Here is a 25896-nt window from a genome sequence, read left to right as displayed (position 1 = left end):
CCAGGGCGCCCTGGTCGGGCATACGGGTCCGCCAGGCGCGCGCCAGCTTCGGATTCCCGCCAGCATAGAATGAAGAATATCGTAAAAGTTGAAATTTTCAACTAATTTTATTATGCTGGATTTCCCTAGGAGCGTAGTCGGTAGAAACAGTCCGGGCTCCTGGAACCTGTTGACGCTCTGCCAGAAGATAGCGCCACGGCCGGATGCATCCGAGCCGATAGGCCCGGCCGCCCTTCGGCGCCGTTGAACCCTAAGCTAAAATGCTGGCTTGCATACCAAAAGAGGCTTAACGAGCGTGGCAAAAAAACCTGTGCAGGCCAAGCCCAGCAGCACCGGCTTCACCGACTACCTGAGCTTCAAGCTCGACCTGGTCAAGTGCGAGATGCTGCGCGAGGCCAATCTGGTTTACCGGCGCGAGTTCGGGCTGGACGTCCGTTCGTTGCGGGTGCTGCGCGCCATTTGCGACAACCCCGGCGTCACCGCCACCGGCCTGCGGGATCTCACCCTGGTCGAGAAAACCATACTCTCCAAGGAACTGGCGCAGCTCATCGGGCTCAAGCTGATCCGGCGCTCCATCCACCCGGTCGACGCCCGCAATCACCAGTTATGGGCGACAGCGCGCGGAAAAAGCCTGCGCGCCGCCAGCGACGACCTGGGGCACACCATGGAAGACGCCATGCTCGCCACCCTGCTTTCCTCCGACGAGCGCAGCACCCTGAACCACCTGCTCGACAAACTGGCCTATGGTTTTCTGGAAGGGGGCGAAGCCGGAAGCGTCATGGACGACGCCCACCAGAACTGGCAGGCGAGCAAAAGCTGATACCCAGCCTGGCCGAGGCCGGCCAACACCTAGAGGCCCGGGTTCACACTCCTGAAAGCAGGACGCCAGCCGGTGTGGCGCCTGACCCTAACCGCGCAGCTTGGCAATGACCTCGTCCAGCCGCGCCAGCATCAGGTCGATTTCATCCGCGCTCACGTTCAAGGCCGGCATGAAGCGCAGCAAGTCGGGACGCGGCGAATTAAGCAGCAGACCTTCGGGATTCCAGTCGCGCGCCGTCTCGACGATGCGCGCGCCATCGGTGCGATCCATCTTGAGGGCGCGCAGCAGTCCCACGCCGCGCTCGCCCTTCATGCCCCACTTCCGGGACAGGGCCAGCAGGCCCTGGGACAATTGATCGCCGCGCGCATTGACGGAGTCCAGGAAGCCGGGAGCCGTCACGGCGTCGAACACAGCTATGCCCACTGCCGTGGTCAGGGGATTGCCGTTGTACGTGCCGCCCTGGTCGCCAGGCTCGAAGCAGCAGACTTCCTCGCGCGCGCACAAGGCCGCCAGCGGCACGCCGCCGCCTATGCCCTTGGCCAGGGTCATGATGTCGGGCACGATGCCGGAGTGTTCGTAAGCGAACAGCTTGCCGGTGCGGCCCATGCCGGTCTGCACTTCATCGACGATCAGCAGCAGGCCGAGATCGCTGGTCAGCTTGCGCAAGGCCTGCATGAACTCGGGGCTGGCCGGAATGACGCCGCCCTCGCCCTGGACAGGCTCGAGCATGACGGCCACGGTCTTGTCGTCGACCAGCGCGCGCACGGAGTCCAGGTCGTTCAGGTCGGCCTTGGGAAAGCCGTCGACCTGGGGTGCGTAAATGGTGTCCCAGCCCGGCTTGCCCGACGCCGACATCGTGGCCAGCGTGCGTCCGTGGAAGCTATGGTCGAAAGTAATGATCTTGTAGGCGCCATTGCGGTGCAGACGGCCCCATTTGCGCGCCAGCTTGATGGCGCCTTCGTTGGCCTCGGCGCCGCTGTTGGCGAAGAACACCCGGTCGAAGCACGAAGCGCCCGTGATGCGCTTTGCCAAGTCCATGGACGGCTGGTTATAGAACGCCGGCGAAGGATTGATCAATTGGGCGGCCTGGCGGTTGATCGCCTCGACCACTTGCGGCGGGCAGTGCCCCAGGCTGTTCACCGCCCAGCCCTGCATGAAATCCAGGTAGCGCTTGCCGTTATGGTCTTCCAGCCACGCCCCCTGGCCTCGAACGAACACCAGATCCGGGCGCGAGGTGATTTCCATTAATGCATTAACGCCCGACTGATCGAATTCCATGTTTGCTTCCTGTAAAAAGACGGAGCGGCAGCCCATCGTGCCATGGGCGGATTTTAGCGCAACGCCGTCCCCCGGCGCAGAAGCCGCAGGCCGAACACATTGATGGCCAGGCCCAGCATCACGGCGACGCCTCCCAGCCACTGCAGCGCCCCCAGCCGCTCGTCCACCAGCAGCATGGCCGAGACCAGGCCCACCACCGGAACCAGCAGGCTCAGGGGCGCGACCTTGCTGACCGGGTAGCGTGTCAGCAGCTTGGCCCACAGCACGTAGCCCAGAGTCGTGGCGATCAGCGCCAGGTAGATCAGCGCCGAAACTCCGACCACGCTAAGGTTGGCGAGGCTGTGGTAAATGGCCGCCTTGCCCTCGAAGGCCCAGGAAAGCAGAAGGAAGGGAATGGGCGGCACCACCGCGCCCCAGACGACCAAGCCAAGCACGTCGACCTTGTGAACGAATTTCACCACGATATTGCCGCAGGCCCAGCAAAATGCCGCGGCCAGCGTCAGGACGAAGCCCAGGACGGTGACATTGCCCGAATGCGCGCCGCTTTCGATCAGCACCAGGCCCGCCGCCGCAACCGCCATGCCCAGCACATTCTGCAGGCGCACCCGCTCGCCCAGCAGGATGGCGGCGATCAGCACCGTAAAGAAGGCCTGCGACTGCAGCACCAGCGAAGCCAGGCCGGCCGACATGCCCACGGTCATGGCGGTGAACAAAAAAGCGAACTGCCCGACGCTGAGCGTCATGCCGAACAAGATCAGCAGGCGCCACGGCACCGCCGGGCGCGGCACGAAAAATGCCGCCAGGGCCACCAGCGCAAAACGCAGGCAGCCCAGAAGAAAAGGCGGGATTTCCTGCAGCCCGACCTTGATCACCACAAAGTTTACGCCCCAGGCCACGATGACTATCAGTGCGGCAAGACTGTCCTTCAAAGGCATTATCGTCCTTCCAGTGCAGCGTTCCGGAGAACCTCCCGGAACGCTATGAGCAAGGCATCGATTATCGGACAATAATTGAGTGTCCGCTACAAATCATTTGAATGCCGGCATCCCGCCATCGCCGCCGTACATTCCTCCGGATCCGTAATCGCTGTGCATGTCGATCTTGACCGTGCTGGGATCCACTGTGGATTCCCCGCTCTTGTAGTGCGTGACCGTGGACGGGAACATCAGCACGATCAGCACCATCAGCAGCTGGATGCAGATGAAAGGCACGGAACCCCAGTAGATCTGCCCCGTGGTGACCTTCTTGATGATCCGGCCGGTCAGCTTGTCCTTGTAGTCGTCTTTCGGGGCCACCGAACGCAGGTAGAACAGCGCGAAGCCGAAAGGCGGATGCATGAACGACGTCTGCATGTTCACGGCCAGCAGCACGCCGAACCAGATCAGGTCTATGCCCATCTTGTCGGCGACCGGTCCGAGCAGGGGCACGATGATGAACGCCAGTTCGAAGAAATCCAGGAAAAAGGCCAGGACGAAAGTAAAGAGGCTGACGATGAGCAGGAACCCGATCTGGCCGCCGGGCAGGCTCACCAGCAGGTGCTCGACCCACAGGTCGCCGTCGACGCCGCGAAAGGTCAGCGTGAAAATGGTCGAGCCGATCAGGATGAAAATGACGAACGACGTCAGCTTGGTGGTCGTGACCATGGCCTGCTTGAGCAGGGTCATCGGCAGGCGGTTGCGCAGCACCGCCATGGCGATCGCGCCCACGGCTCCCATGGCCCCGCCTTCGGTGGGAGTGGCGATGCCCAGGAAGATCGTGCCCAGCACCAGGAAGATCAGGAACAGCGGCGGGATCATGACGAAGGTGACCCGCTCGGCGATGCGCGACAGCAGCCTCAGGCGCAGCATCTTGTTCAGCACCGCCAGCACAAAGGCGGCCAGTCCCCACACCAGGACGCTGATGACGATGCGTTCGTCGATGGCCGTGCCGGGAGGCAACCAGAGCTCGCCCACCCAGGCGGCGGCCGCGACACTGATGGCCATCAGCACCAGCAGGGATCGTGTGCCATGGCTGCCGCTGGGCTCGATGAAGGTGCGGGCCTCCGCGGGAATGGCGGGCGCCGCCTTGGGCCGCAGCAACGACAGGATCACCACGTACAGAATGTACAGCCCCACCATGATGCCGCCGGGAATGATGGCGCCGCGATACATGTCGCCAATGGAGCGGCCCAGCTGGTCGGCCAGGACGATGAGCACCAGAGACGGCGGGATGATTTGCGACAAGGTGCCCGACGCCGCGATCACCCCGCTGGCCAGGCGCCGGTCATAGCCGTAGCGCAGCATGATGGGCAGCGAGATAAGCCCCATGGAAATCACCGAGGCCGACACCACCCCCGTCGTGGCGCCCAGCATGGCGCCCACCAGCACGACGGCAATGGCCAGGCCCCCGCGCAAGGGCCCGAACAATTGGCCTATGGTTTCGAGCAGGTCTTCCGCCATCCCCGACCTTTCCAGGATGAGCCCCATGAAAGTGAAGAACGGAATCGCCAGCAGGGAGTCGTTGGCGATGATGCCGAAGATGCGCTGAGGCAGGGCCTGGAACAGGTCGGGCGTGAAGAACCCCAGCTTTATGCCCAGAAGCCCGAACAGCAGGCCGTGGGCCGCCAGCGTGAACGCCACCGGAAAGCCCAGCAGCAGGAAAATAACCAGGGTGGCGAACATGACGGGCGCCATATTCAGCATAAGAAAATCCATGATCAGCGCCCTTTCTCTTGTTCTTGGTGGGTCAGTTCCGCAACGCCGGCGATTTCCTCGGCCAGCAGTTCCTCGGCCGATTTCGCGTCGTGCTTGCGGGTTGGATTGGGGCAAGCCCCCGCCAGGAAGCCCACGCATTTGATCAGATGCGAAATGCCCGCAAGTATCAGCAGTACGAAACCGCAGGGAATCAGCAGCTTGACCGGCCAGCGTATCAGCCCGCCCGCGTTGGAGGACATTTCATGGCTCAGGTACGAGTCGGCGACCATGGGCACGGAAAGCCACAGCACCAGCGAACACACCGGCAGCATGAACACCACGATGCCAAAGACCTCGACCCAGATATGCGCCCTTTCGGGCAGGCGCGACGACAGAATATCGACCCGCACGTGCTCGTTGTTGAGCAGGGTATAGCCGGCGCCCAGCAGGAACACGGCGCCGAACAAATACCACTGCAGTTCCAGCCAGGCATTCGAACTAAGATCGAAGGCCTTGCGGAACACCGCGTTCGTGGAACTGACGACGACCACCACCAATATGACCCAGGCAACGGTTTTCCCGACCCAGTTGTTCAGAGCATCTATACAACGCGATAGTGCAAGCAAGCCGCGCATGGCTCCTCCTTTTTTTAAAATGCCTCGTCCCTGCAGGGCCCGGTCTGCGCGGGCTCCGCATTCTCTTATTTTTAATGTCCTGCGTTCCTAGTCGCTGTGGATTCGCCTCCAGGGCGTTGCGCGGCGCTCTATCCACGCCAGAATTCCGTACAGCGCCAGTCCCATCACAGCCAGGAGGAAAAGCGCGGCAAACACGCGCACGGTGTCGAAAGTGCCCTGGGCGCTCATGATCACGTAGCCCAGGCCGCGCTGCGACGACACGAACTCGCCCACGATGGCGCCCACCAGGGCCAGCGACATGGCCACCTTCATGCCGGCAACCATGGACGGCAGCGCGCATGGCAGCTTGACCTTGAAGAAGAAGTCCCAGGCCGAGCCCTTGAGTACCTTGCCGAGATCCGTCACGTCCTGGGATACCGACCGCAGGCCATGCACGGTGTCGACGATGATGGCAAAGACGGCGATCAGGCAGGCGATGGCGATCTTGGGCTCGGCGCCGGTGCCCAGCCAGACCACGAACAACGGCGCCAGGGCTACCTTGGGCACGCTGTTGAAGCCGATGATCAAGGGATAGAAAAAGCGTTCGAACATGCGCGACCCGACCAGCGCGATGGCGATCAGCACCCCGCCGATCACCGACAGGGCAAAACCGGCCAGCGTCGTCATCAGGGTATACAGGCTATGCTGCATGTACCATGGAAATTCGGCGGCCAGCTCGGCGAATATCTGCGACGGCAGCGGCAGCATGATCGGGCGCACATGCAACAGCCGGCACACCACTTCCCAGACCACGAGCACGACGATCAGCGCAAACAGGCCCGCGGCGCCCGTTCCAAGGCGATTCATCTGGTTCTTCATACCGCCCCCTTTTCATTGAGCAAGCCCATTTCCTCGAACAGGCCGCGAATGTGGGCGACGTAGCGGCCGAACTCGGGCGTTTCGCGCACCGACAGCGGACGCGGGCGCGGCAGATCGATGGTTATCGTCTCGACGAGGCGGCCGGGCCGCGGCGAAAAGACCATGACGACATCGCCCAGGAACACCGCCTCGCCAATGCCGTGCGTGACGAACAGCACGGTATTGCGGGTTTCGAGCCAGATGCGCTGCAGCTCGACATTCATCTGGTCGCGCGTGAACGCATCGAGCGCGCCGAAAGGCTCGTCCATGAGCAGAAGCTTGGGGTCGTCGACCAGGGCCCGGCAAATCGCCGCCCGCTGCCGCATCCCGCCCGATAGTTCGCGCGGATAGCTGTTGGCGAAGTCGCGCAGGCCGGTCAGGTTGAGCAAATGCTCGACCTTGCCGCTGTAGGACGACGCCTGCTTCTTGGCGAACTCGATGGGCAGGAGAATGTTCTTGCGGATCGAGCGCCATTCAAGCAAAGCATCCCTTTGGAACACCATGCCGATGTCGTCGGGAGGACCTTGCACCGGGCGGCCATTGACGACCAGGTCGCCCTCGGTGATGTCCTCGAGCCCCGCCACGCAGCGCAAGAATGTGCTCTTGCCGCAGCCGCTTGGTCCGAGAATGCTGACAAAGCGCCCAGCCTCGATCTCGGTGCTGACGCCGGCCAGCGCCTGCACGCCGCGGGACCCCGGATAGACCTTGCGCAGATTGCTTGCAGAAACAGCGGCAATACTCATTTTCCGGACACCATGGCGTCGTATTGCGCGGGATGGACCATGCCCGTGACATAGTAGTCGTCGGCCTTGCGCTTGTTGCCGATGAGGCCCACCGACGACAGCGTCTTGACCGCCTTGACCCAGTTTTCGGGAACAGGGGCTCCCATGGGCGTGCCTGCGGGCGGCGTTCCGAAGTAAGGCTTGAGCGCGTCGATCTGGCCGCGCAGCACCTTGCGATCCAGGCGCGCCTGGGGCCGCTGGGCAATGATGGCGTCGACCGCCTCGTCCTCATGCCCGTCGTAGATGTATTGCCATGCGCGGGCCGTAACGCTTGCGAACTTCGAGATGGCCTTGCCGCGCGACTTGAGCTTGTCCTCGCTGGCGAAAATGCCGAAGCTGGGCATGTTCAGGCCGTAGTCGGCGAAGCTGATCGCATGCGAAGGACGCGACTGGGAAACCACCGGCAAGAAGAACGGAATCGTCGAGACCGCCGCATCGGCGCGGCCCACGGCATAAGTCGTGGCCTTGCTGGCGGCATCCACGTTCAGCAGCTCCAGGTCGCTGCGCGTGATGTTCCCCGCCTTCAGGAAGGAATCGATGAACGGCGCTTCGAGCGAGCCGGCGGTATAGACCACCTTCTTGCCCTTCAGGTCGGCCGGCCCCTTGATGTTGGAATCGTCGGGCACCAGCAGGCCAATGTCGCTGCGGCGGGCGAAAACCGCCACGGCCTTGACCGGCAGGCCTTTGTCGCGCGCAATCATCATCGACGCCAGCGACGCATGGCCGACGTCGAAGCTGTCGCCCGAACCCACGATCTGCACCGTCGTCACTGACCCGTTGCCGTCCTCGAACCGCACATCCAGGCCGGCCTTCTTGTACCAGCCCTTTTGCTGGGCCAGATGGAATGCCGCATGCACGCCCCACGGCGTCCAGTCCAGGCGCACATTCAGGGGCTCCAGGCTCTGCGCCGAAGCCGCCACGGCCATCAGACACCCGGCCGCCGCCGTCGCAATGCGCATCCATGCTGCGGAGACTATATTTTTCATGATCAACCACCTCGCCTGTTTTATAAGGATTTACTGTTGTACGTTGGCATTAGCCGCCGGCCTTGCCGCTGAAAAAACGCTTGACCCGCTCCCAGAGCACGCCGAGGAACATCTTGAAAGGATTGAACTGCGCCTGCTGAAATGGCTGGCCCTCGTCCGCCGGATGTTGAAGCCGCAGCACCACGTTGCGGCCGAAATCGGCGATCATGCGGCGCACGAAATCCTGCACCAGCCCCGATCGCGAAAACTGCGCCAAAGGCCCCTGCAGCGAATACAGCAGATCCACTTCGACCCTGGCGGCGTTTTCGCCAACCGCCATGACCCGGTAGCCGACGTCGCCCTTGGCGCGCGACTGGCTCAGCGAGTCCTGGCCAGCACCGCGCAGCACCGCCGACATCTGTTCGTCGTTGCGCTCGAGCTGCGCCGCGCCGTTGAACGCCGCCGCCATGGGGCCGAACTTGACGGCGATCTTGCCTTTGACGCGGTCTCCATCCTGCTCTTCGATGACTGCGCCCGGAAGACAGCTGGCCACAGCGGGAAGATCCGCCATGAAAGCCCATACCTGGGCGGCGGCGAACGGCACGTCGAATCCGCCCTGGATGCTGGACCCCTTGCCGGGCGCCGCGGCGCCCGTGGGCTCGGCTGTTGCAGGAGCTGCGGGAGCGGCCGGGGCGGACGGCTGCGCGGCGGCAAAGCGGGTAAAGGTCGCAGCCTCTTGCCCGGCCGCCTCGGGCGCCGTGAACCTGCCTTCGGCCGCCGCGCCGCGCAACGCCTCGACCGCGGCATCGGGCCGCTCGTTCAGGCTGGTCAGCACCGACATGACTGCGGCGGTAATGCCCTGGTAGCCGGTGCAGCGGCAAATATTGCCGGACAGTTCGATGCGCACCCTGGCCTCGTCGGCCTGGGGTAGACGCAACACGATGTCGCGGGCCGTGGTCAGCATGCCCGGCGTGCAATAGCCGCACTGCAAGGCATGCTTCTGGTGGAATGCCTCGCGCAGCCGGGCCATGATGGGGTCGTCGTCGTAGCCTTCGATGGTGGTGATGCGCTTGCCCTCGCATGCCACGGCGAACGTGATGCAGGAACGCACCGGCTGGCCATCGACCAGCACGGTGCAAGCGCCGCATACGCCGTGCTCGCAGCTCAGGTTGGTGCCGGTCAGACGGATCTCTTCGCGCAGGAAGTCGCCCAGATGCGTGCGCGGGGCCACACTGCCGGATACCTGGCGACCATTGATTTCCATGGATACTTCAGTCATAGGGATTCCTTTATTCGCCCAGCGCCTGGTGCAGGCAGCGCTCGATGACCGTGGCGCGCAAGGCGCGGTCGGCGGCATCCTTGCCCGGCGCGACGGCGTCGAGCGCCGCCAGGATCGACTCGCGGTCGGCCGCCTGCGGCCCTTGCTCGGCGACGCACCCGGCCAGCTCCGTCAGGTAACAGGGCGCGCCGTCCAGCGCCCCCACCGCGATGCGGGCGACCCGCGCCTCGGCATCGAAATAGGCGGAGCAGCTGGCCTCGGCGAACTCCCCCGTTTTGCGGCAGAACTTGTAATACCCCCAGCGCACGCCGGCATGCTGCCTGGGAACGTGAATGGCTGCGATCAGCTCGTCGGCAGCCAGGCCGGTGGTGTATGCGCCTTGCATGAATGCCGGCATCGCCACGCGCCGCGTTCCCGAGCGCGAAACGATTTCAATGTCGGCGCCCAGCGCCGTGGCGGCCAGCACCCAGTCCGCTGCCGGATCGGCATGGGCCAGGCTGCCGCCCAGGGTGCCGCGGTTGCGCACGGCGCGATACGCGATACGCCCCGCGATGTCCTGCAGCATGTGGCCGCGCAGCGGCGCGAACACCCCGTCCTCGATTTCGGCGTGGGTGACGGCGGCGCCCACCCGCAAGGACTTGTCGGACTCGACGACAGTGCGCAGCGCCTCGATCCCGGAAACGTCCACGATGGACTCGGGCCGGGCCAGCCGCAGGTTCAGCATGGGGCCCAGAGACTGGCTGCCCGCCATGACCTTGCAGGCCGCCCCCGGCGCGCTCAGTGCGTCCAGCGCCTGCTCGACCGTGGTGGCGCGCAGGTACTCGAATTTTGCGGCTTTCATTGGGCGCCTCCCGCTTGCGCAGCGGCCCCGCCCCGCGTATGCCGCCCTTCGAGCGCCGCCATGAGGCGGTGCGGCGTGAGCGGGGTTTGCGAGACTTCGACGCCGAACTGGCGCAGCGCATCGTTGACCGCGCCGAAAATGACGGCGGGCGGCGCTATGGCGCCTCCTTCGCCCACCCCCTTGGCGCCGAACTCGGTATGCGGCGACGGGGTTTCGAAATGGTCGAAGCGGATGTTGGGCACCTCGGTGGCGCCCGGCATGACATAGTCGGCCAGCGTGGAAGCCAGGGGCTGGCCGTACTCGTCGTAAGGCATTTCCTCGTACAGCGCGGTGCCTATGCCTTGGGCGATGCCGCCTATCGCCTGGCCTTCGACGACCATGGGGTTGATCATGACGCCGCAGTCCTCGACCACGACGTAATCCAGTATTTCGATAGACCCGGTGCCCGGGTCGACGGCAACCACCGCGGCCTGGCTGGCGTACGAGAAACTGCCCGTATCGGTCTTGGGCTTGTAACCTACGCTGACCTCCAGCCCCGCCGGATCGACATTGGCCGGCAGCAAGTGGGGATTCAAATACCAGGCGTTGGCCACTTGGGCCAACGGTATGCTTTTGTCGCCCGCGATGGCCAGCCCGTTTTCGAAGCGGATCAGGCCCGGTTCAGTCGCCATGAGGTGGCCGGCAATCTTTTGCAGACGGGGCAGCAACTGCTTGCAGGCCGTGGACACCGCGCCCCCCGACATGACCATGGAACGCGATGCGTACGTGCCCGTGGAATACGGTGTGCGGCCGGTATCGCCATGCACCATGCGAACCCGGTCCACGTCCACGCCCAGGATCTCGTTGACGATCTGGGCGAAGGTGGTTTCCATGCCCTGGCCGTGCGAGTGCACGCCTACGCGCAACTCCACGCCCGCATCGGGCGTCATCCGCACGACGGCCTGGTCGAAGCCCGGAATGACCGGCGTGCCCCAGGCCGCGAACACGGAAGTGCCGTGCGCCGATTGCTCGGTGTAGGTCGCCACGCCCAGGCCGATGACACGGCCGTCCGGCTCGCCGCGCTTCTGGCGCTGGCGCACCGCCTCGACATCGACCATTTCCAGGGCCCGGCGCAGGCTGGCCGGATAATTGCCGCTGTCGAAGTGCTTGTTGGTAACGTTGACGTAGGGCATTTGCTCGGGCTGCACCAGGTTTTCCAGGCGCACTTCCCAGGTTTCGCGGCCCACTTCGCGCGCCAGCGCATCCATGGTGAGCTCCATGGCGAAGCACACGCCGGTGCGCGCCACGCCGCGATAAGGCAAAAAGCCCGGCTTGTTGGTGGCCACGCAGCGGGTGGTGCAGCGATAGCCCTTGAACGCGTAAGGCCCGGGCAGATTGCCCAGCGCCTGTCCGGCTTCCAGGCCGGTTGTGAACGGCCATACCGAGTACGCGCCGCCGTTGATGTCCACCTTGGCGTCCAGCGCCAGCAGCCGCCCGTTCTTGTCGGCATAGGCAGTCATTTCGTAATGATGCTCGCGAGTATTGGCGCCGGCGATCAGGTGCTCGCGCCGGTCTTCCAGGTAGCGGAAGGGCTTGCGGTAGGTCTTGGCCAGCCATGCCACGCACAGCTCTTCGCGCTGCAGTATGCATTTGTAGCCGAACCCGCCCCCGACGTCGGGCGATATGACCCGGATCTGCTCCTGATCCATGCCAAGAAACTGCGCCAGGCCGGTGCGGATGAGATGCGGCACCTGGGTCGAGGTATACACCACCAGTTGATCGGCCTGGTGATCCCAATACGCCATGACCGCCATGCCTTCCATGGGCAGCATGCACTGGCGCGACAGGCTGATCTTGCGGGTCACCACCACTTCGGCCTGCGCCGCCAGTTCGTCGAATTCCTTGTTGGCCGACAAGGTGACGAAGACGTTGTCCTTCCATTCGTCGTGGATGAGATTGGACGTGGCGGCCAGGGCGCTGCCCACGTCCACATAGACAGGCAGGTCGTCGTAGTCGACCTCGATGAGTTCGGTCAGGTCCTCGGCCTCGGCGCGGGTGGGCGCAAAGGCCATGGCCACCGGCTCGCCCACGTAACGCACCTTGCCATGCGCCAGGGGCGGCTGCGCCGACACCTGGTACGAAGGCAAGGTGGAATCGGCAATGATGTCCTGCGCGTCGGACATCGATTCGCGCAGGAACACATTGGGCCCGGCCTGCTGGGCGATGCGCACGCCGCTGATGCGGGCATGCGCAAGCGGGCTGCGCAAGAAGGCCACTTCGTTGATGCCCGGCATGCTCATATTGCCGATGAAGTTGCCCTTGCCCTGCAAATGCCGGGCATCTTCCTTGCGCAACAGCCGGGCGCCCACGCCTTGCGTCTTGGCGGACGCAGCCGGTAAATCGGTGAGTTTCATAACCTGACCTGCCTGTTGACTATCACCACTTGCTTCCTCGATGAGTTTCCTTGAAGACTAGCGCTTCGCCAGCGCGTTGAACGTGAAGTTGTCCAGCGCGCTTTCGGCGACGCGGAACCAGCTCGCCTCTTCTTCCTGGTATTTCTTCCAGCCCGGGTAGATTTTGGCGAAGTCGGGATTCTTGGAGGAAAGCTCGCCCCACAGCACCTGCGACTCTTTATAGGCCGCTTGCATGACGTCCTTGGGAAAGTACGCCAACTTGGCTCCGCCCGCCACCAGCTTGCGCAGCGCCGCCGGATTGTGGGCATCGTAATTGGCCAGCATGCGCAGCGCCTGCTCGTTGCACGCGCATTCGAATGCCGCTTTGTACATGGGGGGCAGGGCCTCCCAGGCCTTGTCGTTGACCATGGTGGTGATGGAGGCGCTGCCTTCCCACCAGCCGGGTGAATAATAATAGGGAGCGACCTTGTTCAGGCCCAGTTTTTCGTCGTCGTACGGGCCTATCCATTCGGCCGCGTCGATGGTGCCTTTTTCCAGCGAAGGGTAGATGTCGCCGGGGGGAATCTGTTGCGGAATGGCGCCCAGCTTGGTCAGCACCATGCCGCCGATGCCGCCGATGCGCATCTTGAGCCCATGCAGGTCGGCCAGGGACTTGATTTCCTTGCGGAACCACCCGCCCATTTGCACGCCCACATTGCCCGACACGAAGTTGACGATGTTGTATTGCTTGTACATGGCGCGCAACTGCTCCAGGCCGCCGCCGTATTGGATCCAGGAATTATGCTGGCGCGCGTTCATGCCGAACGACAGGCCGGTATCGAACGCAACGGCAGTGTTCGTGCCGATATGCGCCGTTGCCAGAACGTGGTTGCATTCTACGGTCCCGTTGCTGACGGCTTCCATGTTCTGGGCATAGGGAACGATCTCGCCCCCGGGGAAAGCGCGTATCTCGAATTTGCCGTCGGTCAGTTGGCCGACCCGCTTGCAGAGCTCGGCAGCCGAGCCGTAGATGGCGTCCAGGCTTTTGGGCCAGCCGGTCGACATGCGCCAGCGCACGGCAGGGGCGTTTTGCGCAATGGCCGGCACTCCGACCGTGGCCAGTCCGGCGCCGGTTGCGGCGGCGACTTGTGTTAAAAAGCGGCGTCGTTGCATATGCGTATCCTTTTTATAGATTGAATTGATGGCTGGGCCTGTGCGGGCAACCATTGCGCAACGGTCGAAAGCCTCCTCGCCTTCGGCGGTCACGTCCGTCTTTGAAACACCCAGCGCAGGGCTTTGAATACCACGCCTTGATCCCCGCTGGAATTGTCAGCACGCTGAGTTATTTGTTAGTATGCTGATCAATAAAATAGGTGTCAACGAGGGTAAATACGGAGATTTCGCGTATCGCGCCACCCCGCAACGCAACAAGAATCCTGCATGAAACTTTGGCCATAACCTAGAACGGGCGCTGCATTTCCGGCAAACCAGCTGTGTCCGCCCAGGCATCCTTCCCGCGCGTGGCATCCATCTTCCCCATTTAGTGAAAACCCCAATATTTGGACCGATAAATATACAGCATACTGATTATATTAGTCAGCACACTTGAAAATAAACCCATCATGAACTGGATAAGAATCGCAAGCGTCGGCCAACTGGAAGACGACGAATCCCTGGCCATCGAGGTCGAAGGCAAACAGCTGGCGCTGCATAAGACCGACGGCGAATTGTTCGTTTCAGACAATATCTGCACGCACCAGTACGCCCTGCTGTCCGACGGCTTCCTCGAGGATGGCTGTATCGAATGCCCCTTGCACCAGGCCAAGTTCGACCTGCGCACGGGCCGGGCCATGTGCGCGCCCGCCACGGTGGACGTGCAGGTCTACTCCGTCAAGACGGAAGGCCAGGACATCTTCGTCGGCCTGCCGTAACTCCACTATCCCGGATACCAGCATGACCACTGTTTCATCCATTCTCGTCGCAGGGGCCGGCCAGGCGGCCGCCGTGGCCGTCGCCGCCCTGCGCGACCAGGGTTATGGCGGGCGCATCGCCGTCGTCGGCGACGAGGCGCACGCCCCCTACGAAAGACCCCCTTTGTCCAAGTCCGTGCTGGCGGCCGTCGGCGCGCCCGAGCCCGCCATTTCCGTCAAGGATCCCGATTTCTTCGCCAGCCAGCAGGTCGACCTGCGTCTAGGCACGCAAATTACCGCCATCGATCCCGCCGCCCGGCAGGCCACGCTGTCCGACGGCGCCAGGCTGGACTACGACTATTGCCTGCTGGCTACCGGCGGGGCCGCCCGTACGCTGCCCGCCTTTCCGCCCTCCTCGCCGGCCGTATGCTATTTGCGCACCCTGGACGACGCCCGCGCCTTGCGCGGCCGCCTGCAGCCGGGCACGCACATCGTCGTCATCGGCGGAGGATTCCTTGGGCTGGAGATCGCCTCGACGGCGCTCTCCCTGGGGGTGGAGGTCTCCATCGTCGAAACCGCGCCGCGCGTGCTGGCCCGCGTCGTGCCCGAAGCCTTCTCGAACTGGCTGCAAAGGCGCGTGGAACTGTCGGGCGCCAAACTGCATATCGGGCAGGCCATAGCCGATGTCTGGTTGTCCGGCTCCGCCCAGGCGGCCAGCACCATCGCGCTGTCGAACGGCGTGCAACTCGAGGCCCGGCTGGCCGCCGTGGCCGTGGGGCTGTCGCCCAATACGCAATTGGCGCGCGACGCGGGCCTGCGGATCGACACCGCCACCGGCGGCATCCTGGTCGACGAACATTGCCGCAGCAGCGACCCGCATATCTACGCGGCCGGGGACTGCACCAGCCAGATCCGCGCGGGCTGGACTGCGCCGCTGCGCCTGGAATCGTGGCAAAACGCCAACGAACAGGCGCGCATCGCCGCCTGCGCCATGGCAGGGCGCAACACCACGGCGGCGGCCTACCCCTGGTTCTGGACCGACCAGTTCGACTGCAATATACAAATGCTGGGCCTGCCCCAGGATGGTCTGGAATACATCGTCCGGGGCAGCATGGATCCCGCCCAGGCCGCTCCCCGCTTCATCATGCTGGGGCTGCTTCAGGGCAGGCCACGCCACGCACTCGCCGTCAACGCCGGCGCCGACCTGCGGGCGCTGCGTCCCTTGCTCGAAAACGCGCTCCCCATCGATCCAACCCGGTTCTGCGACGAGGCCGTCACCGTACGCGCCTTCGCCAAGGCGGCGCAGGCTTCGGCCGCCGCGCCGAACTAGCGGATCACCCCGATTCCACAGGAGGCCTTCATGTATCAATCTCAATCCGTCATCGGACAAACCGTCGGAGCCAAGGACGCGGCGCTTGCCGACTGCGTCTGGCCGGCCGACGGACTCAACGCCATTCCCGACTGGGTCTATACCAGCCAGGAAGTCTACGACCGCGAAATGGAACGCATTTTCCACGGCGACACCTGGAATTTCGTGGCTCTGGAAGCCGAGATCCCCAAACCGGGCGACTACAAGCGTTCATACGTGGGCGCCACCCCGGTCGTCGTGACCCGCGCCGAGGACGGCTCCATCCACGTCTTCGAAAATCGCTGCGCCCACCGCGGCGCCGAGTTCTGCCGCAGCAGCCAGGGCAACGCCAACGAATTCGTCTGCCCATACCACCAGTGGTCTTACGACCTCAAGGGCAATCTGCAGGGCATTCCGTTCAAGCGCGGCGTCAACAAGGCGGGCGGCATGCCGCGCGACTTCCGCAACGAGGACCACGGCCTGCGCAAGCTGCACGTCACCGCCTACCATGGCGTGGTGTTCGCCTCGTATTCCGACAAGGTCGAGCCCATCGAGCAATACCTGACACCCGAGATCCTCGAAGATTTCAACGTCGCCTTCCCGGGCAAGCCACTGAAGATCCTGGGCTACTACCGCAACGAGGTGCCCTGCAACTGGAAGATGTACCACGAGAACCTCAAGGACCCCTACCACGCAACGCTGCTGCACTCCTTCCTGGTGGTGTTCGGCCTATTGGTGGCCGGCAACAAGTCCATGATGCTGGCCGACTCCACGCATGGACGCCACGGCATCATGGGCTCGGCCAAAACCGACGACCTGTACGCCGACGTCAACCCCGAAACCAAGAAGGAAATGCGCTCGTTCAAGGACGGCATGCGACTGCGCGACGAGCGCTTCCTGAACTTCGTCAAGGAATTCGACTCGCCCTGGTCGGTCACCATGCAGACCGTCTGGCCGAACCTCGTCGTCCAGCGCGAAATGAACACCCTGGGCGTGCGCCAGATCGTCCCCAACGGCCCGAACAGCCTGATCATGAACTGGATCATGTTCGGCTACGAGGACGACACCGAGGAAATGACCCGCCACCGCCTGCGCCAGGGCAACCTGATGGGGCCTTCGGGCTTTCTGGGGCTGGAAGACAACGAGGCCATGAAGTTCGTTCAGGAAGGCGTGCGCCGCTCGAGCAGCGACATCAACATCCTCAAGCTGGACTCCGGCAAGGTAGGCACTTCCGAGTCGCTGATCTCGGAAGCGGCAATCCGGGCCATGTACCAATACTACCGAGGCGTAATGGAATTCTGACATGCTCAACACTATGAAAACCGATTATTCCTACACCCCGTCGCGCATCGACCCCGCGCAGTCCCAGCTGCTGCGCGCGCAAATCAACGAATTCCACGCCGAATACTGCGCCGTGCTCGACACCGGCGACGTCGAGCTCTGGCCGGAGTTCTTTACCGACGACGCGCTGTACCGCATCACTTCGCGCGAGAACGCCGAACTCAACCTGCCGGTGGGGCTGGTCTACGCCGAAGGGCGCGACATGATGCATGACCGCGCGGTCGCCATCGCCCGCACGCAAATGTTCGCGCCGCGCCATACGCTGCACCTGGTCACCAACGTGCGCATCATCGACGAAACCGACAGCGGCGAAATCGAGGCCCAAGCCAACTTCCTGCTGGTGCAGACCCTGATCGAAGGGCCGTCCACCGTGCATCTGGCGGGCCGCTACTACGACCGCTTCGTGCGCGCGCAAAACCATCGCCTGCTGCTCAAGGAGCGCCAGGTCATTCACGACACGGCCATCCTGGCCAACGACCTGGTCTATCCGGTCTAAAACAAACCCGGGCGGCCAAAGCCGCCCGGTTTCCCTGGGGAACAGCGCCGGCAAGGCGCAAGGCGGGCCTACAGCTTCGCCAGTTCGCCCAACGCCTCGTCGCGGTTCATCACCGCGGCATACTTTTGCTCCATGTCGAACAAATTGGCCTTGTGCGGGTCGAGCGCGCGGTCGCCCACGCAATCGGCCAGCACCAGCGGGCGGAAGCCGAACTGCATGGCGTCGACCACGCTGGCCCGCACGCAGCCGCTGGTAACCGCGCCCGCCACGACCAGGGTCTGCACGCCGCGCTGGGCCAGCCAGGCGGCCAGCGAGGTGCCGAAGAAGGCCGAAGGCACCGTCTTGCGCACCACCAGCTCGCCCGGGGCGGGCGTGAGCTCGGGCACGATGGCGCTGTTGTGCTCGTGCTCTTTCAAGGTAAGCATGCCGGGCACTTTCAGGCTGAAGATATTGTTGTCGGCGCCATCGTCGGCAAAGACGATGCGCGTGTGCGCCACCGCCCAGCCCTGCTGGCGGGCCTGGGCCAGCAGCGGCACGGTATTGGCGATGGCTTGCGCAATATTGCCGCCGCCGAACACCGCCGGGTCGGCAAACCCGTTCACGAAATCGATAATGAGCAGGCCTATGGGCTTTTTCAGCTCGAACCGCACGCCGAAACCCTGGCGCGCATACGTTTGAATATCGCCGGCCTGGGTCATTTCACACCGCCGTCGAGCACCTTGCCGTTGCGCACCATGTCTTCGCCATCCAGCCGCACCGTGCAGTTGCGCAGCGGAATGTCGATATGGCAGGCGGTGGTCCGGCTGCCGCCGGCCTCGTTGTTGGGCCCCAGGGAAAACAGGAAGTTGCCCTCGAAGGCCCGGGCGTCCATGCCTATGGTCTGCTCGCGGTCGTACAGCGACAACGCGGACCAATGGCAGCGCGGCTGCAGGCCCCAGCCTATGTGGGAAATCGCATAGCCTTCGGGGTCGTTGAACGACGCCATGTAGTCGCGCAGCAGCGCGGCGTCCACGCCGCCTTCGATCCGGGTGGCATAGCCGTTTTCCACCGTCAGCGCGATGCGGCTGGTGGTGTAGGACTTCTGCGGCAGCAAGATATCGCCCACGTCGATCACGATGCGCCCGTTCGCTCCGCCCTCGTCGGGGAAGGTCAAGGCAAAACCGCTGGGCCAGTGGTCCCAGCGGCCGGGCTCGTCGACGAAGCCGTATTCGCTGATCACCGGGAACTGCCCCAAGGGGCAGCGCAGATCGGTGCCGGCCTCGGAAACGACGCTCATTTCCTTGGCCGCGCCGATGCGCGCCGCCGCCGCTTTCACGCGGGCGCGGTCCGCCTCGGTCGGCACGGTGCGCACCAGGATCTCGGGCGGCTCGACCGCCAGCAGGATCTTGGTGCCGGACTTCAGGATCTCGTGCTGCTCCGGCGAGAACAGCAGCGTCATGAGATCCAGCACCAGGTCGCTTTCTTTAAGGGCCGCGATGGCGGGACGATTGCCGGTAAGCGGCGTGGTCCCCAGATAGGCCAGCGGATCGCGGCTCAATGCCTTTTCGGCGTTGACCGGCGGCAGGTCCAGGCGGTTGACCACCGCTCCCAGGGACTGCGTGGCGATCATGGCCGCCGACAGGGTTTGCGGATGCGTGGCCGAACTGGTCAGTATCGTGACGCTTTGGCCGGCTTCCAGATTGGAAAGCTTCAAGACCTGCTTCCAGGCCTCGACAAGTTGGTAATCGCTGACAGGCATGATGTTCTCCCCCTATTTGCGGGCGGCCTCCGGCCGCCGGAATCAGAATCAGAGCGCGGCGCCCAGGAAATTGCCGAACGCCTGGTAGAAGCCCTCTTCGTTGTCCCACGGAATCATGTGCCCCGCGGCCGGCACGCGAATGGTCTCCACGCCAGGCAGCAGGCGGCGTATTTCGGCGACATCGTCTTCCAGGATGACGTCGCCGCGCTCGGCCGCCATGAGCAGCGCAGGTACCTTGATATGCGGCAGGTCGGCGTGGATGTCGTCGGTGTGGAAGCCTTCGAAGCTCGTCAAAATGGCGCGTTCATCGCATGTGTGCAGCCACTCGGCCCGCAAGGCCAGTTGCTCGTCGGTCCAGCTTGGACAGAACGCCCGCATGGCCTCGAGGTCGCAGCCTTTGCGCGCCAGCGCCATGGAATCCACGTACCACGGCAGTTTGGAGGGGTAGGCGCGCCGCCCCGGCCCGGATACCGGGGGATCGACCAGCCCCAGCCGGGTCAGCCCCGCCGGCGCCGAACGGGCCGCCCGGATGGCGATGCGGGCGCCCATGGAATGGCCGACGATGCTGTATCGGGACAGGCCCAGCGCCTTGGCAAAGCCGACGACGTCGGCTGCCTGCGCGTCCAGGCTGTAGTCCAGCGTGTCCGACGCCTCGGACAGGCCGCGTCCGCGTATGTCCAGCACATAGGTGTCGAACTGCTGCCCGAAGCGCTCACCGACGAACCCCCAGGTTATCGCCGGGCTGGTGATACCCGGCACGATGATGACGGCGTCGCGCCGGGCGCGTGCGCCTTCCGCTCCGCCGTAGCGCAGGTAATGCTGCCGGATGCCGTTGGCGTGAACGTTCGCGCCGTATAGATATGTACTCATGCTTGGTTTCCCCGATTAAAGCTTGAACAGACGTTCCGCATTGCCATGGCAGACCAGGTGCCGCGTGGCGTCGTCCATGGGCGCCTGCTCGATGAAATCCGCCGCTATCGAACTGGACTCATAGGGGTAGTCCACCGAGAACATCACCGCCTCGGGCCCCATTTCGGCAATCGCGCCCATCAAGGCCCCGGGGGAACACACGCCCGAGGTGGTGATGACGATGTTCGTGCCGATGTACTCGGACGGCGCGCGTTCCAGCGTAACGCCATTCGGATAGACGGCAAAGCGGCTATCGAAGCGCCAGCGCTGGAAAGGCAGGCCTTCGCCCATGTGCCCAAGTATTATCTTCAGGCGCGGGTAGCGGTCGAACACGCCGCCGAACAGCAGGCGCAGCGCGTGGGTTGCGGTTTCCACCCCCCAGCCCCAGGTGGCGCCCGCTATTTCCGGGTGTCCCGAATAGGCATAGGTGGCGCCATAGGCGTCGAAGGGATGCAGGTAAAGCGGCACGTCCAGCGCCTGCATGCGCTCCCAGAACGGATCATAGGCCGCCCCGTCGTAATAGACGCCGTTGGTATGGCCGTTGACCAGCGCCCCCTTGAAGCCCAGCTCCTTGACGGTGCGCTCCAGCTCGTCGGCCGCCGCCTTGGGATCCTGCATGGGCAGGCTGGCGAAACCGCCGAACCGGCTTGGATTGCCCGCCACCTTGGCCGCCAGAAAATCGTTGTTTTCGCGGGCCCGGGCAATGGCCACGGCCGTGTCGGGCTCGACCTGCACACCCGGTCCGGTCTGGGAAAGAATGACATAGTCGATGCCCGCCTGATCCATGTCCTGCAGGCGCATTGCGTCGAAGTCGGCCAGGCGCGCATTGAGCTGGGCGGCGGCCGCCGGATCGATCTGCCCGACGAAGGCCTTGGAGTACGCCTCGAACCCCACTGCCGAAAAATGTTCCTCAAACGCAATCTTTCGTATTCGACTCACTACAAATCTCCTCGTATCACTGACAGCCGCATCGCTTTGCAGCCATTACGGAATGGCAAATTTTTCTCAGTACACTAACAATAATGGCGGCGATTTTCCCTCGCCGGAAAAATGAGAAATACCTGCCTTGGCCGCGGTACACATGAATTCCGGCATGCAGACCCAGGACTTCCCGTGCCGCGGCATTAGCGGATGTGGATGCGGATTAAGTCAGTATACTGACAATTTATTTGAATTTCCATGGTTTGCCATATCGGGCAAACCCTTAAAAGGAAACCGAAAACAGGCGTCTAGATGGACTTGAGCACGGCCCGGCCGTATTGATTATTGGCGTCGACCAGTTCGACCAGCAGCGACATGAAGATTTTGCGGTCGCGCAGCGACAAGGGGTCGAGCAGGCGCTGCTGGGCGCGGGCCATGCCCTGCTTGAGCAGCTCCATGACGCGCTGCCCCTCCGGCGTTATCGCCGCCTGGCGCGAACGACGGTCCAGCGGATTGATCCGCCGCTCCAGCAGGCCTTTTTCCTCGAGGCGCTTGATGACGTCGGCGGACGTGGTGCGATCCAGGCCCACCTCGTAGCCAATGGCCGTCTGATCCAGCCAAGGGTTGGCGGACAGCACGGTCAGGATGCCGTATTGCACGGGCGTCACGTTCTCTTCCTTGCACTCTTCGAAGAACATGGCGTAGTGGATTTGATTCAGGCGGCGTACCAGGAAGCCCGGGCGCGCCCACAGGCCTTGACTGAAGGGCTCGAGCGCCGTATCGTTTTTGGCGGAATCGTGGCTATTGGAAAAACCATGCCTGGCGGTGGATCTGGGTGCCGCGCTCTCGGCCGCTGCAGCATCGTCGGCCTGCGCTGCCTGCATCAACCGCTTGTGTGCCTCTGTCATATTACCGTCGCCCTCGCAGGTTCCAATCGTTCGAAATACTCAGTATACAGAGCATTTTACCTTTATGCAGCAACAACCATGGCGCCTGGATGGCCGCTCGCTGAACTTCCTTCATCACTATCGCATCATTCCGCAAACAATTCTCCTTGCGAGAAACTCCGGCCGCCGCCGTTGCCTTGCCGCTGCGTATCGGCCCTGGAAAGACTGCCTACCCGCACCCCCAGCAATCGTATGCGGTGATCCAGCACGACACGCTTCAGGCATTGGCCCGCCGCGCGATGAATCTCCTTGCCGTCGGCCGTTTGCACAGGCAGGGTCAGGTCGCGCGTCACCGTGCGGAAATCGTCGAAACGCAGCTTGATGCCAATGGTGCGTCCCATATAGCCCTTGCGATCGAGGTCGCCGGCCACCTGGGTGCACAGGCGCAGAAAGACCTCCGACAGCATGGCCCTGTCGTGCACCACGTGCAGGTCGCGCTCGAACGTGGTTTCGCGGCTCAGCGACTTGGGCTCGGAATGCGTCACCACAGAACGATCGTCCTGGCCGTGAGCTACCTGCAGCAGCCAGCGCGCATAGGTCAGGCCAAAATGCTCCTGCAGCAGGTCGGGCTCGGCCCCGGCAAGCTGGGCTATGGTCTCGATGCCCAACGCCTGCAGCTTGACGCCCGCCTTGGGGCCTATGCCGTTGATCCTGCGCACCGGGAGCGGCCAGATGCGAGAGGGCAGGTCGTCCATGGTCAGCAGCGTCAGCCCGTCCGGCTTGTCCAGTTCGGAGCCTATCTTGGACAGCAGCTTGTTGGGCGAAATGGCAATGGAGCAGATCAGGCCGCCCGTCGCCTGCTTCACCGCCGCCTTGAGGCGCTGCGCGATTTCCAGGCTGGGCTCGGGGTGATCCGTCAGGTCGATGTAGATTTCGTCGATGCCGCGGTCTTCGATGCGCGGCGCCAGCTCGGCCACGGCCGCCTTGAACAGGCGTGAATAGTGCCGGTAGGCGGTAAAGTCCGCGGGCAGCAGGATGGCGTCGGGGGCCAACTGCGCCGCCTTCATCATTCCCATGGCCGAAAACACGCCCAGGGCGCGCGCTTCGTAGGTAGAGGTGGTTACGACGCCCCGTCCCACGTAGTCGCGCAGGCGCGCATACGTTCGGACGCCGTCTTCGCCAGCGCCAGGCTGATGCACCGAACGCCCCCCGATCACCACCGGCTGCCCGCGCAATTCCGGATAGCGCAGCAGCTCCACCGACGCATAAAACGCATCCATATCCAGATGCGCAATGCGGCGTTCGGCACGAGGGGAAGTATTGGTTGGATTCATGGTGCAAGGACGGCAGGCGCCATACGCAGCGCCACGGCCTTCAGTGTATCGCCAGCGGCCGCGTGCCGCACGCCTTGTGGCCGGGCGGAGCCGCAAGGCGGGATTCCCGCCATCGCGGCGGCGCATCCGAATCAGTCGGCCGGCGCGGCAGGGACGCCGTGCCGTACGCGATAATCGGTGGGACTCATGCCGTAGCGCGCCCGGAACGCCCGGCTGAAGTGCGCAATGCTGTTGAAGCCCCAGCCATAGGCGATCTGGCTGACCCGCCGGCGCGTGGTATTGTCGACCAGGTCGTCGCGGCATTTTTCCAGGCGGCGCTGCAATACGTAATTGCCCACCGACATGCCTTCGTCCGCGAACAAGTCGTTGACGTAGCGCGCAGAGCAGCCCAGCAGTTCGGCGACGTCGGCCGACGCGACCGTTCCGCGCAAACGCGACTCGATGAACAGCTTGGCCCGGTACAGCAGCGCCGCGCGATGCGAAGACCTGCTGGCATCCACGGGCCCGCGCTGCGAGCTGAAGGCCATGGCCAGCAGATCGACCGTCTGGTCGACCAGCCTCTCGCCGATAAGCGGATCGACCCGCTTGTCGAGCCTGGAAAGGCCCAGCAGGAAGCTCGAAGTCAGCTTGCCCACCTGCTCGTCCGACGACAGCTTGACAGCGGTGTATCTTTCGAACGAACCCAGGCGCTGCCGCAGCAGGCTGCGGGGAATCTGGTAGATGACTTGCGAGAATTCGGTGTCGAAGTACAGCGAATAAGGGCGGGTGGAATCGTGGAAGGCGAAATCCCCCTTGCGCAGGACGACTTCGCGGCCATCCTGCACCACGCGCTCGACGCCGGATGTCACCAGCGTAAGCAGGACGACGTCTTTGTGGTGGGAACCGATATCGGCGGCCGAGCGGCTGGCCCGATGCCTGGTGGCGGCGACGTGATGGCAGGATATGGCGCCGACTTCGCTGACCGACACGGCCCCCCGGAAGTTCGAGGGCAGCGTGGTGACGCAGGGCACGAAGGTGCGGGAGATCGTGTCCTGCCAGTAGGACGACGGATCCTTGTTGCGTAAACGGGAGGTTGAATAGAGTGACGGCATGTCATCCTCGATCGAGAGTCCGGGCCGCTGCCCGGTCTGCGGCAAACGCCACCTGAAAAGCCAACATCGGGAGCCGTGCCGCAGCTCCCGATGCTCTCGATGTATACCATGATTGCCCGGCGCCGGAAATCGGGATAATCAGCGATCGGGGGGCCGCTCGATGTCGGCGCGAGCGCCCCCCCCTGAAACATCATGGATTACCCGAACCGCGCAACCAGGGCCTAATCGGTCGGCACCAGCTTCCACTTGCCGCCTTCGATGCGGATCATGGCGACCGCCCGGGCGTCGAAGCCCGCATGATCCTGCGGAGTCATGTTGAGCACGCCATTGGCGACGGCCAGGTCCTTGGTCTGCTCCAGCGCGTCGCGCAGGGCCGAGCGGAACTCCTTGGTGCCGGGCTTGCCCTGCTTCAAAGCCAGGGGAATGGCGCGTTGAAGCAGGCGTCCGGCGTCCCAGACGTGCGCGCCGAACGGCGACACCGATCCCGCGCCGTATTTAGCCTCGTAATGCTTGATGTAGTCCAGGGCCACGGCCTTGGCCGGATGGCTGTCGGGCAGCTGAGCGGCAACCATGGCCGGCCCCACGGCGATGAAGGTGCCTTCGCAGCTCTTGCCGCAAACCCGCAGGAAGTCCTGGTTGGCAACGCCCTGCGTCTGGTAGATCTTGCCCTTGTAGCCGCGCTCCACCAGCGCCATCTGCGGCAGCGCCCCGGGCGTTCCCGAAGCGCCGATGAAGACGGCGTCGGGCTTGGTGGCCATGGCCTTGAGCACGATGCCGGTGACCGAGGAATCCGTACGGCCATAGCGCTCGTTCGCCACCACCTTGATGTGATGTTTCCCGGCCATCTGGGTCAGTTCCTGAAGCCAGCTGTCGCCATAGCCGTCGGAAAAGCCAATATACGCCACGGTCTTCACGCCATGGGCCGCCATGTGCCTGACGGCCGACTCAGTCAGCAACGAATCGTTCTGCACCGTCTTGTAAACCCAATGGCGGTTCGCATCCATGGGCGAAACAATATGCTTGGAAGCCGCCACGCTGATCATGGGCACGCCGGCCGGACCCACAGTGTCGATCATGGCCAGCGAATTGGTGGTGATGGTCGAGCCGATGATGGCGTCGACCTTGTCTTCGTTGATCAGCTTGTGCGTGTTCTTCACCGCCACCGTGGTGTCCGACGCATCGTTGAGAATGATGTAGTCGATCTTCTGCCCGCCGATCTCCCTGGGAAGCAGGGCCGCGGTATTTTGTTCGGGTATTCCCAGCGACGCGGCCGGCCCCGTGGTGGACAGCGTCAGGCCTACGCGCACTTGGGCGTACAACGCGGTCGAGACGAACACACCGGCAAGGACGGCGCTCAAGCGTAGTAAGTTTCTCAAATCA

At 63.7% G+C, this 25896-nt stretch carries 24 protein-coding genes; 5 read left to right on the top strand and 19 right to left on the bottom strand.

Annotated elements, in window-relative coordinates; translation table 11 throughout:
* Window positions 1–295: 295 nt before the first annotated feature.
* Complete coding sequence (locus VNT00_RS02075; RefSeq protein WP_325584003.1) at window positions 296–820, top strand: MarR family winged helix-turn-helix transcriptional regulator; 525 nt, start codon at window positions 296–298, stop codon at window positions 818–820.
* 87 nt (window positions 821–907) lie between these two features.
* Here VNT00_RS02075 and VNT00_RS02070 read toward each other — a convergent pair whose 3' ends face one another.
* From VNT00_RS02070 to VNT00_RS02020, 11 genes are all read right to left on the bottom strand, one after another.
* Entirely contained in the window at window positions 908–2098 is a 1191-nt protein-coding gene (locus VNT00_RS02070; RefSeq protein WP_325584001.1) for an acetylornithine transaminase, read from the bottom strand.
* Window positions 2099–2151: 53 nt separating this feature from the next.
* Window positions 2152–3033: an EamA family transporter gene (locus VNT00_RS02065; RefSeq protein WP_325583999.1), complete on the bottom strand. Its 882-nt coding sequence runs from the start codon at window positions 3031–3033 to the stop codon at window positions 2152–2154.
* Window positions 3034–3126: 93 nt separating this feature from the next.
* Window positions 3127–4791: a TRAP transporter large permease gene (locus VNT00_RS02060; protein ID WP_325583997.1), complete on the bottom strand. Its 1665-nt coding sequence runs from the start codon at window positions 4789–4791 to the stop codon at window positions 3127–3129.
* Between the two features lie 2 nt (window positions 4792–4793).
* Window positions 4794–5405, bottom strand: a complete 612-nt coding sequence (locus tag VNT00_RS02055) for a TRAP transporter small permease subunit (RefSeq protein ID WP_325583995.1) — start codon at window positions 5403–5405, stop codon at window positions 4794–4796.
* A gap of 87 nt (window positions 5406–5492) precedes the next feature.
* The gene (locus tag VNT00_RS02050; RefSeq protein ID WP_325583993.1) at window positions 5493–6251 is read right to left on the bottom strand and encodes an ABC transporter permease; all 759 of its coding nucleotides are present in this window, start codon (window positions 6249–6251) and stop codon (window positions 5493–5495) included.
* A gap of 8 nt (window positions 6252–6259) precedes the next feature.
* Window positions 6260–7045, bottom strand: a complete 786-nt coding sequence (locus tag VNT00_RS02045) for an ABC transporter ATP-binding protein (protein WP_325583991.1) — start codon at window positions 7043–7045, stop codon at window positions 6260–6262.
* Window positions 7042–8043, bottom strand: a complete 1002-nt coding sequence (locus VNT00_RS02040) for an ABC transporter substrate-binding protein (protein WP_325584236.1) — start codon at window positions 8041–8043, stop codon at window positions 7042–7044. The genes VNT00_RS02045 and VNT00_RS02040 overlap by 4 nt, the downstream gene beginning before the upstream one ends.
* 76 nt (window positions 8044–8119) lie before the next feature.
* On the bottom strand, window positions 8120–9328 hold the full coding sequence (locus VNT00_RS02035) for a xanthine dehydrogenase family Fe-S subunit (RefSeq protein ID WP_414650866.1): 1209 nt from the start codon (window positions 9326–9328) through the stop codon (window positions 8120–8122).
* Between the two features lie 10 nt (window positions 9329–9338).
* Entirely contained in the window at window positions 9339–10169 is an 831-nt protein-coding gene (locus VNT00_RS02030) for an FAD binding domain-containing protein (RefSeq protein WP_325583989.1), read from the bottom strand.
* Complete coding sequence (locus tag VNT00_RS02025) at window positions 10166–12562, bottom strand: xanthine dehydrogenase family protein molybdopterin-binding subunit (protein ID WP_325583987.1); 2397 nt, start codon at window positions 12560–12562, stop codon at window positions 10166–10168. The genes VNT00_RS02030 and VNT00_RS02025 overlap by 4 nt, the downstream gene beginning before the upstream one ends.
* Window positions 12563–12619: 57 nt before the next feature.
* A complete protein-coding gene (locus VNT00_RS02020; RefSeq protein ID WP_325583985.1) occupies window positions 12620–13714 on the bottom strand; it encodes a TRAP transporter substrate-binding protein in 1095 nt (364 codons plus the stop codon).
* Window positions 13715–14163: 449 nt separating this feature from the next.
* Between VNT00_RS02020 and VNT00_RS02015 the strand changes: the two genes are divergently transcribed.
* The 4 genes from VNT00_RS02015 to VNT00_RS02000 are packed head-to-tail and all read left to right on the top strand — an operon-like array spanning window position 14164 to window position 17636.
* On the top strand, window positions 14164–14472 hold the full coding sequence (locus VNT00_RS02015) for a non-heme iron oxygenase ferredoxin subunit (protein WP_325583983.1): 309 nt from the start codon (window positions 14164–14166) through the stop codon (window positions 14470–14472).
* Window positions 14473–14494: 22 nt separating this feature from the next.
* On the top strand, window positions 14495–15781 hold the full coding sequence (locus VNT00_RS02010; protein WP_325583981.1) for an NAD(P)/FAD-dependent oxidoreductase: 1287 nt from the start codon (window positions 14495–14497) through the stop codon (window positions 15779–15781).
* 30 nt (window positions 15782–15811) lie between these two features.
* On the top strand, window positions 15812–17101 hold the full coding sequence (locus tag VNT00_RS02005; protein WP_325583980.1) for an aromatic ring-hydroxylating dioxygenase subunit alpha: 1290 nt from the start codon (window positions 15812–15814) through the stop codon (window positions 17099–17101).
* A gap of 13 nt (window positions 17102–17114) precedes the next feature.
* A complete protein-coding gene (locus VNT00_RS02000; protein ID WP_325584232.1) occupies window positions 17115–17636 on the top strand; it encodes an aromatic-ring-hydroxylating dioxygenase subunit beta in 522 nt (173 codons plus the stop codon).
* 68 nt (window positions 17637–17704) lie between these two features.
* Here the strand turns inward: VNT00_RS02000 and VNT00_RS01995 are convergent, their stop codons facing one another.
* From VNT00_RS01995 to VNT00_RS01960, 8 genes are all read right to left on the bottom strand, one after another.
* Window positions 17705–18334 carry an N-carbamoylsarcosine amidohydrolase gene (locus VNT00_RS01995; RefSeq protein WP_325583978.1) on the bottom strand — a complete coding sequence of 210 codons (630 nt, stop codon included), beginning with the start codon at window positions 18332–18334 and terminating at the stop codon, window positions 17705–17707.
* The gene (locus VNT00_RS01990) at window positions 18331–19374 is read right to left on the bottom strand and encodes a 2,5-dihydroxypyridine 5,6-dioxygenase NicX family protein (RefSeq protein WP_325583976.1); all 1044 of its coding nucleotides are present in this window, start codon (window positions 19372–19374) and stop codon (window positions 18331–18333) included. The genes VNT00_RS01995 and VNT00_RS01990 overlap by 4 nt, the downstream gene beginning before the upstream one ends.
* A gap of 48 nt (window positions 19375–19422) precedes the next feature.
* On the bottom strand, window positions 19423–20244 hold the full coding sequence (locus VNT00_RS01985; protein WP_325583974.1) for an alpha/beta fold hydrolase: 822 nt from the start codon (window positions 20242–20244) through the stop codon (window positions 19423–19425).
* 15 nt (window positions 20245–20259) lie between these two features.
* Entirely contained in the window at window positions 20260–21222 is a 963-nt protein-coding gene (locus tag VNT00_RS01980; protein ID WP_325583972.1) for an amidohydrolase family protein, read from the bottom strand.
* Between the two features lie 290 nt (window positions 21223–21512).
* Window positions 21513–22088, bottom strand: coding sequence for a MarR family winged helix-turn-helix transcriptional regulator (locus VNT00_RS01975; protein ID WP_325584230.1), 576 nt, complete (start codon window positions 22086–22088; stop codon window positions 21513–21515).
* 149 nt (window positions 22089–22237) lie between these two features.
* Window positions 22238–23425 carry a DNA polymerase IV gene (gene dinB, locus VNT00_RS01970; RefSeq protein ID WP_325583970.1) on the bottom strand — a complete coding sequence of 396 codons (1188 nt, stop codon included), beginning with the start codon at window positions 23423–23425 and terminating at the stop codon, window positions 22238–22240.
* Between the two features lie 131 nt (window positions 23426–23556).
* Window positions 23557–24516 (bottom strand): helix-turn-helix domain-containing protein, encoded by a 960-nt coding sequence (locus VNT00_RS01965; protein ID WP_325583969.1) that lies wholly within the window; start codon window positions 24514–24516, stop codon window positions 23557–23559.
* A 221-nt stretch (window positions 24517–24737) separates the two neighbouring features.
* Complete coding sequence (locus VNT00_RS01960) at window positions 24738–25892, bottom strand: ABC transporter substrate-binding protein (protein WP_325583967.1); 1155 nt, start codon at window positions 25890–25892, stop codon at window positions 24738–24740.
* Between the last annotated feature and the right edge of the window lie 4 nt (window positions 25893–25896).

This window comes from Eoetvoesiella sp., assembly GCF_035555955.1.
Classification (GTDB): domain Bacteria; phylum Pseudomonadota; class Gammaproteobacteria; order Burkholderiales; family Burkholderiaceae_B; genus Eoetvoesia.
This window is presented reverse-complemented; position numbering and strand designations above follow the sequence as displayed.